Origin of the sequence: Novosphingobium profundi, from assembly GCF_020524485.1 — a bacterium.
GTDB classification, from domain to species: Bacteria; Pseudomonadota; Alphaproteobacteria; order Sphingomonadales; family Sphingomonadaceae; genus Novosphingobium; species Novosphingobium profundi_A.
In genome coordinates this window covers 766528-782169 of record NZ_JAIVLF010000001.1, presented here as the reverse complement: position 1 = coordinate 782169, position 15642 = coordinate 766528, and the positions used below count along the sequence as shown (strand labels likewise).

Annotated in this window: 13 protein-coding genes and 1 pseudogene; 7 read left to right on the top strand and 7 right to left on the bottom strand. The window is 65.1% G+C overall.

What is annotated here, in order from left to right; genetic code table 11:
- Window positions 1-8: 8 nt before the first annotated feature.
- Together LC060_RS03395 and LC060_RS03390 are read right to left on the bottom strand one after the other, a co-directional pair.
- Window positions 9-1604 (bottom strand): tannase/feruloyl esterase family alpha/beta hydrolase, encoded by a 1596-nt coding sequence (locus LC060_RS03395; protein WP_226632714.1) that lies wholly within the window; start codon window positions 1602-1604, stop codon window positions 9-11.
- A 137-nt stretch (window positions 1605-1741) separates the two neighbouring features.
- Window positions 1742-2659 (bottom strand): LysR family transcriptional regulator, encoded by a 918-nt coding sequence (locus LC060_RS03390; RefSeq protein ID WP_226632713.1) that lies wholly within the window; start codon window positions 2657-2659, stop codon window positions 1742-1744.
- Window positions 2660-2808: 149 nt separating this feature from the next.
- Here LC060_RS03390 and LC060_RS03385 point away from each other — a divergent pair, with 149 nt between their 5' ends.
- Both LC060_RS03385 and LC060_RS03380 read left to right on the top strand, forming a co-directional pair.
- A complete protein-coding gene (locus LC060_RS03385; RefSeq protein WP_226632712.1) occupies window positions 2809-4290 on the top strand; it encodes a benzaldehyde dehydrogenase in 1482 nt (493 codons plus the stop codon).
- A 37-nt stretch (window positions 4291-4327) separates the two neighbouring features.
- Window positions 4328-5950 (top strand): GMC family oxidoreductase, encoded by a 1623-nt coding sequence (locus LC060_RS03380; RefSeq protein ID WP_226632710.1) that lies wholly within the window; start codon window positions 4328-4330, stop codon window positions 5948-5950.
- 133 nt (window positions 5951-6083) lie between these two features.
- On the opposite strand, the gene LC060_RS03375 is transcribed toward LC060_RS03380, so the two are convergent.
- A complete protein-coding gene (locus LC060_RS03375) occupies window positions 6084-6992 on the bottom strand; it encodes a LysR family transcriptional regulator (RefSeq protein ID WP_226632708.1) in 909 nt (302 codons plus the stop codon).
- 117 nt (window positions 6993-7109) lie between these two features.
- Between LC060_RS03375 and LC060_RS03370 the strand changes: the two genes are divergently transcribed.
- Window positions 7110-7907, top strand: a complete 798-nt coding sequence (locus LC060_RS03370) for a type 1 glutamine amidotransferase domain-containing protein (protein ID WP_226632705.1) — start codon at window positions 7110-7112, stop codon at window positions 7905-7907.
- Between the two features lie 74 nt (window positions 7908-7981).
- Window positions 7982-8278, top strand: coding sequence for a putative quinol monooxygenase (locus tag LC060_RS03365; RefSeq protein WP_226632703.1), 297 nt, complete (start codon window positions 7982-7984; stop codon window positions 8276-8278).
- A 68-nt stretch (window positions 8279-8346) separates the two neighbouring features.
- Here the strand turns inward: LC060_RS03365 and LC060_RS03360 are convergent.
- The 4 genes and pseudogenes from LC060_RS03360 to LC060_RS03345 form a co-directional block, all read right to left on the bottom strand.
- Window positions 8347-8496, bottom strand: a pseudogene (locus LC060_RS03360) (transposase); the annotation flags it as partial.
- A gap of 177 nt (window positions 8497-8673) precedes the next feature.
- The gene (locus LC060_RS03355; protein ID WP_226632702.1) at window positions 8674-9237 is read right to left on the bottom strand and encodes a DUF4136 domain-containing protein; all 564 of its coding nucleotides are present in this window, start codon (window positions 9235-9237) and stop codon (window positions 8674-8676) included.
- A gap of 252 nt (window positions 9238-9489) precedes the next feature.
- Complete coding sequence (locus tag LC060_RS03350) at window positions 9490-10812, bottom strand: NADPH cytochrome P450 oxidoreductase family protein (RefSeq protein ID WP_226632700.1); 1323 nt, start codon at window positions 10810-10812, stop codon at window positions 9490-9492.
- Between the two features lie 50 nt (window positions 10813-10862).
- Window positions 10863-11369, bottom strand: coding sequence for a DUF2271 domain-containing protein (locus LC060_RS03345; protein ID WP_226632698.1), 507 nt, complete (start codon window positions 11367-11369; stop codon window positions 10863-10865).
- Between the two features lie 546 nt (window positions 11370-11915).
- Here LC060_RS03345 and LC060_RS03340 point away from each other — a divergent pair.
- From LC060_RS03340 to LC060_RS03330, 3 genes are read left to right on the top strand one after another with little or no spacing between them, the layout of a single operon-like run.
- Window positions 11916-13952 carry a TonB-dependent receptor plug domain-containing protein gene (locus tag LC060_RS03340; protein WP_226632696.1) on the top strand — a complete coding sequence of 679 codons (2037 nt, stop codon included), beginning with the start codon at window positions 11916-11918 and terminating at the stop codon, window positions 13950-13952.
- A 21-nt stretch (window positions 13953-13973) separates the two neighbouring features.
- Window positions 13974-14762 carry an energy transducer TonB gene (locus tag LC060_RS03335; RefSeq protein WP_226632688.1) on the top strand — a complete coding sequence of 263 codons (789 nt, stop codon included), beginning with the start codon at window positions 13974-13976 and terminating at the stop codon, window positions 14760-14762.
- A gap of 28 nt (window positions 14763-14790) precedes the next feature.
- On the top strand, window positions 14791-15600 hold the full coding sequence (locus LC060_RS03330) for a DUF4198 domain-containing protein (protein WP_226632686.1): 810 nt from the start codon (window positions 14791-14793) through the stop codon (window positions 15598-15600).
- The last annotated feature ends 42 nt before the right edge of the window (window positions 15601-15642 follow it).

Sequence of the window (15642 nt, the reverse complement as noted above, 5' to 3'; positions counted from 1 at the left end):
AGGCCGGGTCAGTCGGCCTCGGTTGGCGGCTCACAGGTAAAGCTCTCCGCGCGCCTCGGATCGCCGCCCTGGTAGGCCGCATGCGCGGGATAGGGGCATAGGGGCCTGCTCTCGCGCACATGATCCTCCCCCTCACGCTTGCGATAGGCGGTCACGGCCTCGGGGGCCTTGTCCTCTTCCACGAAGGCGACGATGGCAGAGAGGAGATCGAACTCCTCGAAGCTGTTGCCGCCCGAACAGTGCAGCATTCCGGGGACCATGTAGAACCGGCTCGCCTGCGTGAAGTCCGCACCGTTCGCCTCGGCCGCGCGCTGGTAGTAGTCCCAGGTCGCAAAGGGCGAGAACCAGAAGTCCGAGACGCCGTGGAAGAACAGGACCTTGCCCCCCCGGCCCAGATAGGTGCTGAGGTTGGTCCAGTAGTTGGTGTCGGTCAGGCGCTGCCAGGCGGTGTTGCGGATCGCGTGGATGCTCGCATCAAGGTCGATCTCGGTCGCGCGGTTGGGGGGGCCGAAGGGGCCGGGAAGCCCTGTCGGCAGATAGCCCATAGGGCTTGCCACGATGCCGGTATCGGCCGCCATGCGCACGTAGAGCGGATAGCCTGCGCTGTCCTTGGGCCCCGCCAGCCCGAGCTCCAGCGCGCGCACCTGTCCGGCCGACAGGCACCCCTCGCCCGGTGCCTCCTCGCAGCCAATACGAGCCGGTTGGAAGCGGCACTGCGCGACGTTCTCCACCATGCCATCCTTCAGGCCATCCAGGCCATCGCACTGGTCGAGGATACCCGCCAGGATCGCCTTGCGATTGGCGTCGGTCAGGACCTGGCTGAGGATGGGCACGCCGTCCACATCCTTGGGCACGGCCTGATTGAACAGAACCTGGGTATATTCGACCCCGAGGTTCGAATCCGCCGAACGCATCGCGGGGGCTCCGACCACGATGCCGTCGAACAGTTCGGGATAGCGCTGGAAGGCGAGCATGCCCTCGCGCCCGCCCGTCGAGCAGCCGGTCATGTAGCTGTGCGCGATGGGCGCGCCGTAGTAACGCGTCGCGATCGCCTTGCCGAGCAGCGCCACGCGCTCCACCGAGGCTTCGGCAAAGTCGAGCGCAGCGCGCTGGTCGGCCAGGAAACTGTCGTCGAAGACCGCGCCCTTGTGCCCGCTGTCGTGGCTGATGACCGCAAAGCCGCGCGCCAGTGCCGGCGTGCCATCGCTGGCGACAGGCCCCACCGGAGGCTTCACACTGCCGTTGAGCCCGCCGCCGCCCTGGAGCAGGAAGCGCCCCGTCCAGTCATCGGGCAGCGCCATCGCAAAACCGATGCCGTAGTCCTTGCCATCGGCGCCCGTGCGCGCGTTGATGATGCCTTCGATCCGGCAATGGGCGGGGAGCGCGGACATGCGCGGCGTGCCTTGCGCGTCACCGGCCGTCGCCGGGGTCACGTCCAGATGCACGACCCGGGTCAGGGTGACATCCTCACCGAAACGCTCATGCGCGACGCGTGTGCAGCGCGCTTCATCCGCCTCGATCAAAGTCCCGTCCGCCCTCGCCAGGGCCGGTGTTGCGATCCCCGCGCACAGCAGCGCGGTCAGCGCGAATACGGCACGTGACATGTCTCTCTCCCTGCGGAATCTGTCGTCCCACGCCCTTCAGGACGCCATCTTACCACCTGTTATGAAAGGCCGGACGGCCATGGGTCAAGCGTCCGATCCGTCTACCAACACGAGACTTGCCTGCGCACCTGTGGCTGTCACGCCTGCAACAGGCGCGCCGAGAGCGGATAGCCCCATTCCTGGAACAGGGAGGCGAATGTCCGCAGGAGCGTGCCGAACTGGGGCGAAGCCTCACCGGGGCGGTGGTAGAGAATGATCGGCGAGACAGCCCGCGGCTGCACCGGACGGCAGATCACCTCGGGATGAGCGAGCCACTGCGAGGAAGCCGGGATGAGGCAGGCCCCGACCCCAGCCGAGACCATGATGAGCGCCGTCTCCAGTTCGCGCACCTCGATCACTTCCTCGGGACTAAGGCCGGAATCGCGAAAGACGGACAGGACCACGTCGGCGTGGCTGGGGCGCGGCTCACGCGGATAGAGCAGCAGGGGCATGCGCGCCAGACGGTCGAGGCCAATGGGCTCGTTCGCAGGCCCCGCGCCCGGTGGCAGCGCGGCGACAAGGCGTTCCTCGCGCAGCACTTCGCGCTCGATTGCAGGATCATCGATTCGCACACGCCCCAGTCCCGCATCGATCCGGCCTTCCTTCAGGGCCGCGATCTGCTCGGAACTGCTCATCTCGGTGAGGACCAGGTCCGTACCCGGGTCCTGCGTGCGGAAGCGCCGCACGATCTGCGGGAGGCGGACGTAGAACTCGGAGGGTTGCACGCCCAGCGTGAAGCGTGGCCGTTCCGCCTTGATGAAGCGCTCCATCGCCCGCTCCATGGTATCGTGGCGTTCGAGCACCTGAAGGGCGTGGGCGTAGAACAGCTGGCCAGCGGGCGTGAGTGAGAGCGGGCGCGAGGAACGCTCGATCAACTGCGTGCCAAGCTCTTCCTCGATTTCCTGGATACGGCGGCTGAGCGGGGGTTGCGCCATGTGGAGCCGCGCCGCCGCGCGGGTAAAGCTCTGCTCCGAGGCAACCGCCACGAAATAACGCAAACGCCGAATGTCCGCCATGGTTCCTCTCGTTGCGACCACGCCCTGCAATATACCAGATCGATATGTAAAGGAACCTAGATGGTCTTTGCATCCTTGGGGAGAAAACTTACCTCCGGCTCCATTCAGGTCGCCAATACGCGATAAAAAACAAGAGAACGGAGATGGGCATGACGAACACCAGCGCGCAGGACGCAGCCGGTTTCCTCCCCGAAAAGTATCTTTCCGGTATGTTCTACGGCAATGGCTGGACGGCTGGCGAGGACACCACGCAGGCCATCGAACCCGCCACCGGCAAGGAGCTGGGCCAGATTGCGCTCGCCAACGCCGAAGCCGTTGCCGAAGCGGCGAAGTCCGCCCGCCGCGCCCAGCGCGAATGGGCCGCCCTCACCCCCGACGCCCGCGCCGAGGTGTTCCTGAAGGCGCTGTCCATCGGCCAGACGCACTTCGAGGATATCGTCACCTGGCTGGTCCGTGAAAGCGGCTCGGCCCGCGCCAAGGCGGCGTTCGAGCTGACCGTGACGCTGAAGTCCATCCAGCTTGCCGCCGCGATGCCCCATCAGGCGCAGGGCCTTGTCCTGCCCACCACGCCCGGCCGCATCAACATGGCGCGGCGCCGCCCGATTGGCGTCGTGGGCATCATCTCGCCTTTCAATTTCCCACTCTACCTCGCCATGCGCGCGGTCGCGCCCGCGCTGGCCGTGGGCAATGCGGTGATCCTGAAACCCGACCCGCGCACCGCAATCTGCGGCGGCCTGGTCATTGCGCGCCTGTTCGAACTGGCGGGCCTGCCCTCCGGCCTCCTGCACGTCCTTCCCGGCGGCAGCGAAGCGGGCGAGGCGCTGTGCTCGGACCCCGAGGTCGGCATGATCCAGTTCACCGGCTCGACCGGCGCGGGTCGCATGGTCGGCCAGAACGCGAGCCGCCATCTCAAGAAGGTGAGCCTGGAGCTGGGCGGCAAGAACTCGATCATCGTGCTCGACGACGCCGATATCGACCTTGCGCTTCGCAACGTCGCCTGGGGCGTGTTCCTGCACCAGGGACAGATCTGCATGTCGGCGGGCCGTGTGCTCGTCCACGAAGCGATTGCCGAGGACTTCGTGAAGGCCCTGGGCGAGAAGGCCGAGGCACTCCCGATGGGCGACCCCACCGACGAGAACGTCGCCATCGGCCCGCTGATCAACCAGCGCCAGGCCGACCACGTCGCCAAGGTCGTCCAGGAAAGCCTCGATGCGGGCGCCACGCTCGTCACGGGCGGCCAGGGTGAGAAGCTGTTCTACACGCCCACCGTCCTTGCAGGCGTCACCCCCGAGATGAGCGCCTTTCGCGAAGAGATCTTCGGGCCCGTTGCGGTCGTCACCACCTTCGCCGACGATGCCGAAGCCGTAAAGCTTGCCAACCAGACCGAGTATGGCCTCTCCGCCGCCATCCAGTCGCGCAACGTGTCGCGCGCCATGGCGATCGGCGAGCAGCTCCAGACCGGCCTCCTCCACATCAACGACCAGACGGTCAACGACGAGGTGGTCAACCCCTTCGGCGGCGTCGGCGCCTCGGGCAACGGCAGCGCCATCGGCGGCCCGGCGAACTGGGAGGAATTCACCGAGTGGCAGTGGGTCACGATCAAGGGAGAGGCACCGGCTTACCCGTTCTGAAGCCGGCGCACGACATAACAAAAAGAAAGGTTACCTGATGTCTGGAAAGCACTACGACGTTCTCATCGTGGGCAGCGGCGCGGCAGGCTGCGTCGTTGCCGACTACCTCGCACAGCACACCGACAAATCGATTGCCGTGCTGGAAGCCGGGCCGCTGGATCGCAACCCGATGATCCACATTCCCGCTGGCTATTCCAAACTGCTCGCCAAGGATACCGCGGTCTGGCCCTACGACACCGTACCCGTGAACGGCCAGCGCCGCCGCTTCCGCATGGGCAAGGTCGTGGGTGGCGGCACATCGGTCAACGCGATGTGCTACGTGCGCGGCCAGAAGCAGGATTTCGACGCCTGGCAGGAGGCCGTGGGCGAAACCGGCGACTGGTCGTGGGACACGATGCGCACGACTTACATCGAGCAGGAGCGCAACGACACCTTCCACAACGAGCATCACGGCATCGACGGCCCCCTCTCGGTCGAACTGCCCAAGGGCATCAACGAGCTCAACCAGCGCTGCATGAAAGCGTTTCAGGAGTTCGGCCTGGACTACAACGCCGACTATAACGGCACGACCCAGACCGGCGTATCCCCGGTCCAGATGAACATCGACAATGGCAAGCGCGCCAGCGCGGCGGTCGCCTATCTGCATCCCCAGGTCGATGCCGGCCGCGTCGATCTCCTGACGTCGCGCACGGTGACGAAGGTTCTGATCGAGAACCACAAGGCGGTCGGCGTTTGCGTGCGCCACGGGTCGCAGGAAGAAGAAATCCGCGCCGATCTCGTCATTCTCTCGGCAGGCGCCGTGCAAAGCCCCAAGGTGCTCATGTATTCGGGCGTGGGCCCGCGCGAACAGCTCGAGAAGTTCGGCATTCCCGTGATCGAGGACCTGCCCGGCGTCGGCGAAAACCTGCAGGACCACCCGATCATTCCGATCGCCGCCTTCGTGAAGGGCAAGATGGGCTATCAGTCCGCCGCGCAAGGGGTGGGCATGCTGGCCTCGGGCGCGCGCTATCTGGTCACGGGCGACGGCCCGGCCTCGGGCAATGGCATCGAGACCGTGTCCTACTTCGATCCGGATGACCTGGAGAACCAGGAACCCACGGTCCAATGCTACCACGAGCCGATCATTTCGCAGGACGGCCTCAACCCGTCGGGTTCGCGCTCGGGCGTCACCTTCGCCACGGTGGTGCTCCAGCCCCGAAGCCGGGGCTGGGTTCGCCTTGCCGACGCCGATCCCACCTCGATGCCGCTGATCAACCCCAACTTCATCGGCGATCCTTACGACCTCAAGGTCGGCATCGCGGCGGTCAAGGCCCTGCGCAAGGTCATGGCACAGCGCTCGCTGGCCGAGGTGATCGAGGAGGAATTCGTCCCCGGCGCGGCCGTCCAGAGCGACGAGGACATCGGCGGGTTCGTCAAGCAGGTTGCCACCACCATGTGGCATCCGGTCGGCACCTGCGCGATGGGCAAGCCCGAGGACCCGATGAGCGTCGTCGATGCGCGCCTCAAGGTAAAGGGCATCGACAACCTTCACGTCATCGACGCCTCGATCATGCCCCAGATCATCAGCGGCAACACCAATGCCCCCACGCAGGCACTGGCGCGGCACGCCTCCAAGATGCTGGTCGAGACCTACTTCGCCAAGGCGCCCGCTGCAGCCTGATCCGCACGGCACCGGGCGCCCTTCGCCCCTTCCATGAGCTCCCAACCGGGATCGCCTCGGATAGCTTCGGCTTTCCGGGGCGATCTTGCGTTTGGGATAGCTCGCAAGCGAGGCTTGGGTGGCACGAGGCGCTTCACGCGGAAGCTGACAGCTCCCGAACCACATCGGCAATCAATCCCCGCAGCCAGCGATGAGCCGGGTCCTGCCGGTACCGGACATGCCAGGCCATTTCGACGGGGAACGTGCCAAGGTCCACCGGGGTTGGCAGGATTTTCAGACGCGGATCCTGCCTCAGCCGCTGACAGATAAGCGAGGGCAGCGTTGCGCAATAGTCGGTGGCCGCCACCATCTCGGCGACCGCGAAGAAGTTGGTGACGGAAATGGCCACCTCGCGCTTGAGGTCCTGCTGGGCGAGCGCCTGGAACAGACCCGCGCGCATGCGCCCCGGAGGCATGATGTTGACGTGCTTCAACGCCTCGAACTGCGCGCGCGTCATCGCGTCGCCCACAGAAGGATGGTCTGCCCGCACGGCGCAGGCCAGGCTTTCATCCATAAGGTGCTGTACGACGAGATTGTCGGGCGGATCGACGATACGGCCCAGCACCAGCGCGGTCGTGCCGGACACGACGCCCGTCTCGGCCAGATCGTTGCCATAGGGTGTCAGCCGCAGCTTGATACCCGGTGCCACCTGCTGGAGCCGGGCCACCACGGCGGGCACCAGAACGAACTCGACATAGCCATTCGGGGCGATGGTGAAGACCCGCTCGGCCTTCGCCGGATCGAAGGCCTGCTGGCCCAGCACGGCATCATCAAGTTTGGCCAGTGCCTCGGCAATCGTCGGCGCGAGTTCGAGCGCAATGGGCGTAGGCTGGATGCCATAGCGCTCACGAATGAAGAGCTGATCCTGCAGCATCACCCGCAGGCGCGAGAGCGCGTTGGACAGTGCAGGCTGCGTCATCCCGACCCGCTGCGCGGCCCGCGTAACATTGCGCTCCTCCATCAGGGCAACGAAGATGGGAAGCAAGTTAAGGTCGTAGCGCATCAAGTCATACTGACATGGACATATCTAGGATCAATATAATAAATTTCTCGAATATGTTGGGAGGAACCATCTTGCAGGCATCCGCAGCGGTTGCTGCACGTACTCAAGGAGGTTCAGATGACGCAGGCGAGAGTGCTCTTTCTCGGCTCGAATGCCACGCAGATTGCATTGCGCGGTGGTGGCTCGGCCGCGACCGGCCAATATCTCAACGAGACCGTCGTCCCCGCAATGGCGCTGATCGAGGCTGGCTACGATGTCGTACTCGCCACCCCCGATGGCACCCGGCCGCATATCGATGCAGACTCGGACACGGCCGAGCATTTTGGCGGCGATCAGGCCGCGCTTGAACGCGCCAGGCAGTTCTTCGCCGAGCACCCGGCGATGAACGCGGTACGCACGCTGTCCTCAATCCTCGCCGAGGGTTTGGATGGATTTGCCGGAGTCTTCGTTCCCGGGGGCCATGCGCCGATAGTCGACCTCATGGAGGATCGCGAGGCGGGCATGATTCTGAGCCACTTCCATGCCAAGGCCAAGCCAACCGGGCTGCTCTGCCACGGCCCCGGTGCGATTGTCGCGACGCTCAGCAACGCGGCCGCGTACCGGGCAGCCCTGATCGAGGACGACGATAAAAGCGCAAGCCGCCTGGCGCAGGACTGGATCTACGCGGGCTATCGCATGACGGCGTTCTCGGCGAGCGAGGAAAGGATTGCCGAGGAACATCTGCTCAAGGGCGAGTTGCACTTCGACATGCCCAAGGCCCTGCGCCTCGCGGGCGGCGAGGTCAGCGCTGCAGGCGAGGACTTTGCCCCGCATGTGGTCGTCGACCGCGAACTGATCACGGGCCAGAACCCGGCTTCCGATCACGCCATTGCCAAGGCCATGATCGACGCGCTTGGTGGTTCGCGCGCCGCATAATGCGCACACGCATGACCGGTGGTGCGCTTCGCATGCGCACCACCGCCCCCATCCGTTCAGAAAGGATCACCACCATGACCACGCCTGTAAAGATCGTTGCCATCCTGACCGCCCGTCCCGGAAGAACCGACCAGCTCAGCGCGCTTCTCGAAGGCATGCTCGCGCCGAGCCGGGCCGAAGCGGGCAATCTTCGCTACGATCTCTGGCAGGACCAGGGCGAGCCGACCCGCTTCGTGCTGGACGAGCTATACACCGGACAGGATGCCGTTGCCGCCCACCGTGCCACTGCGCATTTCCAGACCTATCTCGCGCAGATCGAGACGCTGGCCGAACGGGTCGCCTTCGTCCTTGATCCCCTCTCCGCAAAATGAGGGGACAGGCTAGGGGCGCCTGTTTTGCCCCTGCCCGGATTTGCCCGTCCGGCCAGAACGAGAGATCCGGCGCAGGTGGCCCCAGAGCGGAAACGCCACATGATCCCGTTGAGGAATCGGCGATCGTCTACGCGCGCCGCACTGTGTGGCTTGTTGGGAAGCAAGGGCTCGATAGTCGCCCACTCCCGATCCGTCAGTTCGCAAGGTTGCCGTGCCATCAGCTCCTCCGACATACAGGGCTCCGAATCCGAGGCGCATAAAAAATCTATCAACTTTAAGCTTACCCAGAGAATTTTGCAGAACGCATTCTCTGCAGCGGCCAGCCGACCTTGGACGCGGGAGCGGCTTTTCGCTTTTGCACCTTCGCTGGCGCAACTCGTCGGCACCCCCATCCATCACTTCATCTGACCTGCAACAAGACGATCCACGAGCCCCTTGGCTGCGGACTGGATCAATTCATCACTCGGGCTGTCCGACGAACCAATCCGGGCAGATGCAATGCCGTGCCATATGGGACGGTCCGTCTTGGCGTCGAACACATCCAAGGCCAGTGACCCTTCCGTCACGTTGCGGACGTCCACCTGGTTGTACTGATAGGCCCAACCATAGCGGTAATTGCGGCCATAGCCCGGGTAATAAGGCGCGACCGGCCCCCAGTTGGTCACATCGACCCTGTCACGTGCGCCAAGGGTGAAGGCGAGTTCCATGTCGCCTTCGCCATCGGCAGCCAGGGCGTATCCGGCTTGGGCAAGACTTGCATCGATAGCTTTCTGCACGCGCTCATAGACGAACGGATTGCCACCGTCCCGCTTTGGAAAAGCCCAGGTATAGGTCCTGTATGACGCCAGATTGATATCCGGTGCAGCTTCCGTCTTGAAGCTAGGCCTGGGAGTGGTCGAGCAGGACGCGAGAACCGCTAACGCGATCATACTTGGAAAGATCTGGAAACGTGTTCTCATGGCATATCCCTGTCCAGAAGCCCGCATCAGGGGCTGGTCAAGCAGGAAAACCAGAGGCTTAAGCCAGAGCCTATCGGGACTACCCCCAGTCCGAAGGGGGGCTAACCCTGCCTGAGGCCCAAGCAGGCTCGGCAGCTACAGGCTGCGCGGTACACGGAAACGGACCATGCGACCTACTGGCCATCGGCTGCGCGCGCAGCAGCCTCTTGCGACCACCAGAAGGTCAACATGAGAGACGGCTGAAGCGAGGCGTTAGTACAAATCACTTCTGAGCCGGCCCGAATTGCGAGCCTCATCAAGCCAATCCTTCCCCATGGCCTCAAAGAGCGCGGCAAGTGCGGCCTCGCCCATGGCGAGCCGCCCGCACAGCACCACGGCCGCCTCAGAGGTCAGGAACTCGGAAAGATCAGCGCTGTGAGCCTGGAGAATGTCGGGGACGCGCAGACCGTCCTGGCGCGAGAGGGCCAGATCGAAACGATGGAGGCTGCCCTCCTTATGCCACGCGCGCATTTCCTGAAGGAGATCAGCCGCATCGGCCTCGCCCCGTTCGCCGAAGATGAGCCAGCACGGGCGGCCGGTTGCCATGGCCTCGAGGAGGTGCGGGCGCAGCCCCGCCCAGCCCGAGCCCGCGCCTAGGGCCAGAAGAGGACCTGTTCCCAGCGGCGGGCGGAAGCCGGAATGGACGCGTATTCGGGCGCGGACACAGCCCGTCCCCACAGGCAGCGAAGTGAGCAGGCCCGAGCCGCGTCCGGGTACGCCCTTGTCGATCACACGGCGCACGAAGAGGATGAGTTCCTCTCCCCCGCACCGGTTGGCGATCGAGTAATCCCGCTGGTGCCCATCGGGCGTATGAAGTTCGAACAGGTCGCCGACGCCCCACTCGGGAAGGCGGCCATCTTCGGGGCGCAGGGCCAGACGAAACAGGCCTCCGCTCGCGCCTGTCGAGGCATCTTCGCCGACGGGCCCGGCGACGCACACACGCGAGGCGATCCGCCATTCGCGCAGCGCGTTGCCGAGACGGTCGCTGGCCATCGCGCCGACACCTTCCTGCACGAGCACCCCGTCCCACCGCACCAGGTCATCGGGGGCAAGATCATCCACCGTGACATAGGCAGTCACCTCTGCGGCCATAGCCTCGCACCAGGTCTTGAGACGCTCCCCAAAGGCGCAGAAGTGCGTATAGCGTCGATCCCCCAGGGCGAGGATAGCCACCTGCACTCCGGTCAGATCGACGTCGCTATCCGCAAAGGCACGGTCAAGATCACCCGCATCGTCGGGCGCATCGCCTTCGCCAGTCGTCGAGACCACGAAGAAGATCCGGTCTGCTTCGGCAAGATCACCCGGTTCGAGACGGTTGGCACACACGAGCCGGGCATCCCGGTCCGAGCGGAGCAGGGCTGCATGCGTGGCTTCGGCAATCTCCTGGGCGTGGCCTGTCTGGGAGGCGTAGACGACGAGGCTGGATGCCCCGCCGACGGCCGCACGCGGGCGCTTGCGCAGGCAGAGCCAGGTAAGGCCTAGCCAGGCCGCAATCAGGGCGGCGAGAATGAGCCAATCAGTAAACGAGGCACGCATGGACGGAAGAATTCCTCAAGGCAGGAGCGCAAAGGTGCTGTGACAGACGATCAGGCCTTCGGGGAAACACGGACACGGCCCAGCTCGCGGTGGCCCTGCGCGGAGGCGGCACGGACCTCACCTCCCCGGATAACAACGGGTACTTTCACGACTTCGCGCCCCGCTTTCTCCCGTGCAGCCTCGACCACGAGACTGTAGGTGCCATCGCCAAGCCCGCCGAGGCCCTTGATCTCGATGGTATGACGTCCCGCCGGGCGGGTCGGCGCGGAAATGCCGTCCGCCGGCATGGTCATGTCCCGCCCGCTCTTGCGCCACCACGTGCGCAGTTCGGAGAGCCAGCGCGACCCGATGCGGCTCTGATCATGAAGCACTGCAGAGACCGCCAGCGCCTTGCCGTTGGCATCTTCCAGCCAGGCCGCGAGGTAGGGCTTGCGGTAATTGGGATCCGAAACGCGGGGAAGCTCGATCATGACCGCACCGCTCTGCGCCTGAACCCCGGCAGGAAGCGTGAAGACGGCGGCCGTAAGGGTCGTGGTGGCCAGGGTGGTCGTACGCATCGAGATGCTTTCCTTGAAAGAGTGGTGGAACCGGAGCGACCGGCAAGCGAGGAACGCGCCTGCCGGACCTGACGCACAGGCGCCTGAGCGGCCCGATGGAAGTCCCCACGCGCCCGTCTTACTCCGGCCATGATATGCAAATGCGAGTCACTTGCATTAACGAGTGCTAGCTATCGAGAGCTGGAATTGAAGTCAACGTCGAGGCGTTCCGCGGCGTAACAGCCCCACCGCCTGAGGACGTCGCGATTTCGGTGCGACGCCCCCCTCGGACGTGCGCCCGCCTCTGCCGAGTGGTTCCCGACGGATCACAACCACGTCAGGCCCAAAAAACCGGCGCGGCCATTCACGCCGCCATCTACGCTGCCATTCGCGGCCCAGGTGAAACGGAATCTGAAGGGCGCCCCACTCCTCCTCCCCAACTGAATGACCCTACACCACAAATGCTCTTGCGAGGCATTTGCATATATGTGTAGGTCACAATAGCTAATGCGAATCACTTGCATCATTATCGCGGCCCGCCAGCATTCGGGCTCAGGGGGAAACACATTGCGACCTGATCTTCGTTCCGCCGCCACTCTTGGCGTTTCGGTTCTCGCGCTCGCGTCCATCGCGGCGCCCCTGTCGGCCAGCGCCCAGGACACGGCCGAGCGGTCTGCCGAGCAGGCACGCGAGAAGGCGGACGGCGAATTTCTGGGCACGATCGACATCGGCGAAAGCACGCGGGCCATTCGCACCGACACCGCCACGCCCATCACCTCGATCAACCGCGAGGAGATCGAGGATCGCCAGGCCAATACGATCGCGGAACTGATCGATTCGATCCCGGGGGTCACGATCGTCAACGGCTCGACGCCGATCGGCTCGGGCATCAACATCCGCGGGTTCGGCGCAACCGGCACCTACGGCACCGACCAGAAGGTTCTCGTCCTGGTGGACGGCGCGACCAATGGCTCTGAAGAGCTCTACCGCATCGGCACCCAGCTCTTCACCGACCCGCTCCTCTACAAGAGCGCCTCGGTACTGCGCGGGACGGTGGGCAGCTTCGAATACGGGTCCGGCGTGATCGGCGGCACGGTGATCCTCGAGACCAGCGACGCCTACGACTACCTCGGCGGCAAGACCGGCTTCACCGTCAACCAGAACCTTTCGGGCGCCAGCAACGGCGGCGGCTTTGCGACCTCGACCACGCTGGCCGCGATGCCGAGCGAAAACGTCGAGTTTCTGGCCAATTACAGCTACCGCAAGAGCGGCATCCAGGAAGACGGCCACGGCGAGCGGATCGAGAACAGCTCCTTCTCGCTTCCCAGCTTCCTGGTGAAGGGCGCGGTCCACTTCGGCGCCGACAACGCACATACCCTCAAGGCCAGCTTCAGCCAGACCACAACGGCCGAGCGCGACAAGCCCTATGACAGCTTCGGCACGACCGGCGGCGTCTTCGGCAACGTCGATCGCGATACGAAGTCGAAGAACCTTGTCGTGGGCTACTACTACGAGCCCCTGGGCACCGACGCGATCAACCTCAGCCTCGTCTACACCCGCGCGCAGCAGGACATCGAACAGTCCTACATTCCCTACTCCTCGCCCATTTTCGGTGAGGTGGGCACGCCGGTGACCGATGCCGACCAGCGCTATGTCACCTCCAAGGTCACGCTCAAGAACGCCGCGCTCTTTGCGACCGGCAGCGTCCGCCACAACCTGCGCGTCGGGCTGGAATACATCGACAAGGACCGTCTGGACGCAAGCTCCGCGCCGGGGGGCACCGACCGGCGCATGGCGGCCTTTGCCGTGGATGAGATCGGCCTCTTCCGCGGCTTCACGGTCACGCCTGCGGTCCGCTGGGAAACCTCGACCGTAAAGGGTGAGCTCGATGACGGCTCGAACGCCAGCTACACCAATGAGGGCCTGATGGGCGGCGTCTCGGCGCGTTACGAGCTGCCCTTCGGATTCTCGGTGTTCGGGTCCTGGGCCAAGACCCGTTCGATGCCGATCATCGATGACCTTGAAAACGTCGCTTACATGAACCAGCCGGAGAAGAGCCGCAGCTGGGAAGCGGGGGCGGCGTTCGACCGCACGGGCATCTTCACACAGAATGACCGCTTCGCCATCAAGGCCAACTACTACGACACCGACCTGACCGACAACACGTCGTACTCGGGGGTGGCCGAAGTCTATCTCGAAGGCGTCGAAATCGAGGCCTCCTATGCGACGCCGAGCGGCTTCTATCTCGATTTCAATGGCAACATCGTGAGCGGCACCCAGCTTTCGACCGGAGGGGCGCTGAGCGACTGGGGCAACCTGCCCCAGAACACCTACCAGCTCGCCCTTGGCAAACGCTTCGGGGACCACCTCGACGTGCGCTGGGAAGGCGTGCTGGCCGAGGATCTCGATACCGATGGGACAGTCGAGGAGGGCTACGACGTGCACAACCTGCGCGCCTCGTTCTCGCCCGAGGTCGGCTTCCTCAGGTTCCTCACCTTCCGGGTCAGCGTCGAGAACATCTTCGACACCTACTACGTGCCCGCGCTCGCCACGCGCCCGGCCCTGGGGCGCAACTTCAAGGGCGCGGTTTCCGTCCAGTTCTGAGCGAAAGAGGAGGCGCAGGCGATGTATCTGGCACAGGCTTCGAAGTGGGATCGGCAGCGGCTGGTCGGCCTTGCCGGCTCGGCGCTGGTCAATGGCGGGGTGCTCGCAATCTTCGTCGGCCTCGCCAGCGGGGCCGTGCACGAAACCGGAGCCGGGACCTCGCTGACCGTCATCGCCTTCAGCCAGGCCGGGGGCGCGCGCGGCGCAGCCCAGAGCGCTGAAGCGACTGCCGCCAATCCTGCGGAAGCCCCGGCACCGCGCCCTCCGCGCCCGCAGACGGAACGGTCGGAGCCTTCACAGGTCACTATGGCCCAGAACGCGCCCGCCCCTGCCCTGCCCGAGCGGGCGCACGCGGCCCCGCCGCGCGCAGCGACACCCGTGCGCGCGGACCTTGCCCTGACCGCCCCCGCCGTGATGATCGCGGCCCCGACGCCTTTGCCGAGTTCCGCCGGTCCGCAAGAGGCAGACACCACGGCTCGCGAGCCCGGGGCGGCCGACGGCAGCGCCCAGCCCCAGAAGAAACGAAGCGAGAGCCGGGCGCAGACCGGGGGCGGCGCGGCCAAATACGCGGCCGCCGTCATGCGCCACCTCATGCGCTACCGCCGGCAGAATACGGTCGGGGCGGGTGCGGCCTACATTCATTTCACCGTGATCGAGGACGGGCGCTGCCGGGACATCGGCGTAGCGCGCAGTTCAGGCTCGTCGCGCTTCGATCACGCCGCGATGCAACTCGTGCGCCGCGCCGCGCCCTTCCCCCAGCCCCCGCACGGCCAGCCCCGCAGCTTCAATTTCGAGATCACCGGCTCGTGAGCCGTACCCGAACACCAGGAGGTTTCCCATGACAGTCCCGACAGGCATCCGCTCCGCGCTTGCGCCCCTGGCGCTGGCCGCGTCGGCCGCCCTTCTTCCCCTTCCGGCCCTGGCCCATACCGGATTCATGATGCCCAATGTCTTCGTCGCCAACACCGAACGCATGGTGACGCTGGAAAGCGCCTTCTCCGAAGACTTCTTTCATCCCGAGATCGCCCTGGAATCGGAGGATTTCCACGTCATCGGCCCCGATGGCGAACGTGCCGCCTTCGATCGGATCTCAGGCCACAAGCAGGTCACGATCCTCGAGGCCGGGATGGAGGAGGAAGGCACCTACCGCTTCACCAGCGGCGTGCGCCGCGGCCGGTCGGGCAGGATGGCCATGGCCAGGGGCAAATGGGTTCCGGTGCGCGGCAACGAACTTCCCGAAGGCACCCAATACGTGAAGACCAGCCAGACCGAGACCGTCTCGGACGTCTATGTCTCGAAGAAGGGGCCGACCCGCGCGCCGGTCGATGTCCATGTCGGGCGCCTCGAAATCCACCCGATCACGCATCCCAGCGACCTCTATGTCGACGGGCCCTTCGCCTTCGAGGTGCTGTTCGATGGCAAGCCGCTCGCAGGTCAGGAGCTGAGCCTGGACAGGGGCAACGCGCGCTACGAGCAGGTCAAGCCGCACAGGGCCGTGACCACCGGCGCGGACGGGAAAGTCGACCTCAGCTTCGACACCCCCGGTGTCTACATCCTGATGACCCGCCACCGCGCCGATGCCCCGGCGGGGGCCGAGACGGATATCCGCAGCTACACCACCAGCCTCACCTTCGAGGTCCAATCCTGATCCTTTTGCGCGCAAGGCGCCCCCACAGACGAAGGAAATATC

Excerpts from the sequence above, each read along its gene's own strand:
- LC060_RS03365 (WP_226632703.1), top strand. The coding sequence starts at position 7,982 with ATGACCACGCCTGTAAAGATCGTTGCCATCCTGACCGCCCGTCCCGGA.
- LC060_RS03370 (WP_226632705.1), top strand. The coding sequence starts at position 7,110 with ATGACGCAGGCGAGAGTGCTCTTTCTCGGCTCGAATGCCACGCAGATT.
- LC060_RS03335 (WP_226632688.1), top strand. The coding sequence starts at position 13,974 with ATGTATCTGGCACAGGCTTCGAAGTGGGATCGGCAGCGGCTGGTCGGC.
- LC060_RS03345 (WP_226632698.1), bottom strand. The coding sequence starts at position 11,369 with ATGCGTACGACCACCCTGGCCACCACGACCCTTACGGCCGCCGTCTTC.
- LC060_RS03330 (WP_226632686.1), top strand. The coding sequence starts at position 14,791 with ATGACAGTCCCGACAGGCATCCGCTCCGCGCTTGCGCCCCTGGCGCTG.
- LC060_RS03350 (WP_226632700.1), bottom strand. The coding sequence starts at position 10,812 with ATGCGTGCCTCGTTTACTGATTGGCTCATTCTCGCCGCCCTGATTGCG.
- LC060_RS03355 (WP_226632702.1), bottom strand. The coding sequence starts at position 9,237 with ATGAGAACACGTTTCCAGATCTTTCCAAGTATGATCGCGTTAGCGGTT.
- LC060_RS03380 (WP_226632710.1), top strand. The coding sequence starts at position 4,328 with ATGTCTGGAAAGCACTACGACGTTCTCATCGTGGGCAGCGGCGCGGCA.
- LC060_RS03385 (WP_226632712.1), top strand. The coding sequence starts at position 2,809 with ATGACGAACACCAGCGCGCAGGACGCAGCCGGTTTCCTCCCCGAAAAG.
- LC060_RS03375 (WP_226632708.1), bottom strand. The coding sequence starts at position 6,992 with ATGCGCTACGACCTTAACTTGCTTCCCATCTTCGTTGCCCTGATGGAG.
- LC060_RS03395 (WP_226632714.1), bottom strand. The coding sequence starts at position 1,604 with ATGTCACGTGCCGTATTCGCGCTGACCGCGCTGCTGTGCGCGGGGATC.
- LC060_RS03390 (WP_226632713.1), bottom strand. The coding sequence starts at position 2,659 with ATGGCGGACATTCGGCGTTTGCGTTATTTCGTGGCGGTTGCCTCGGAG.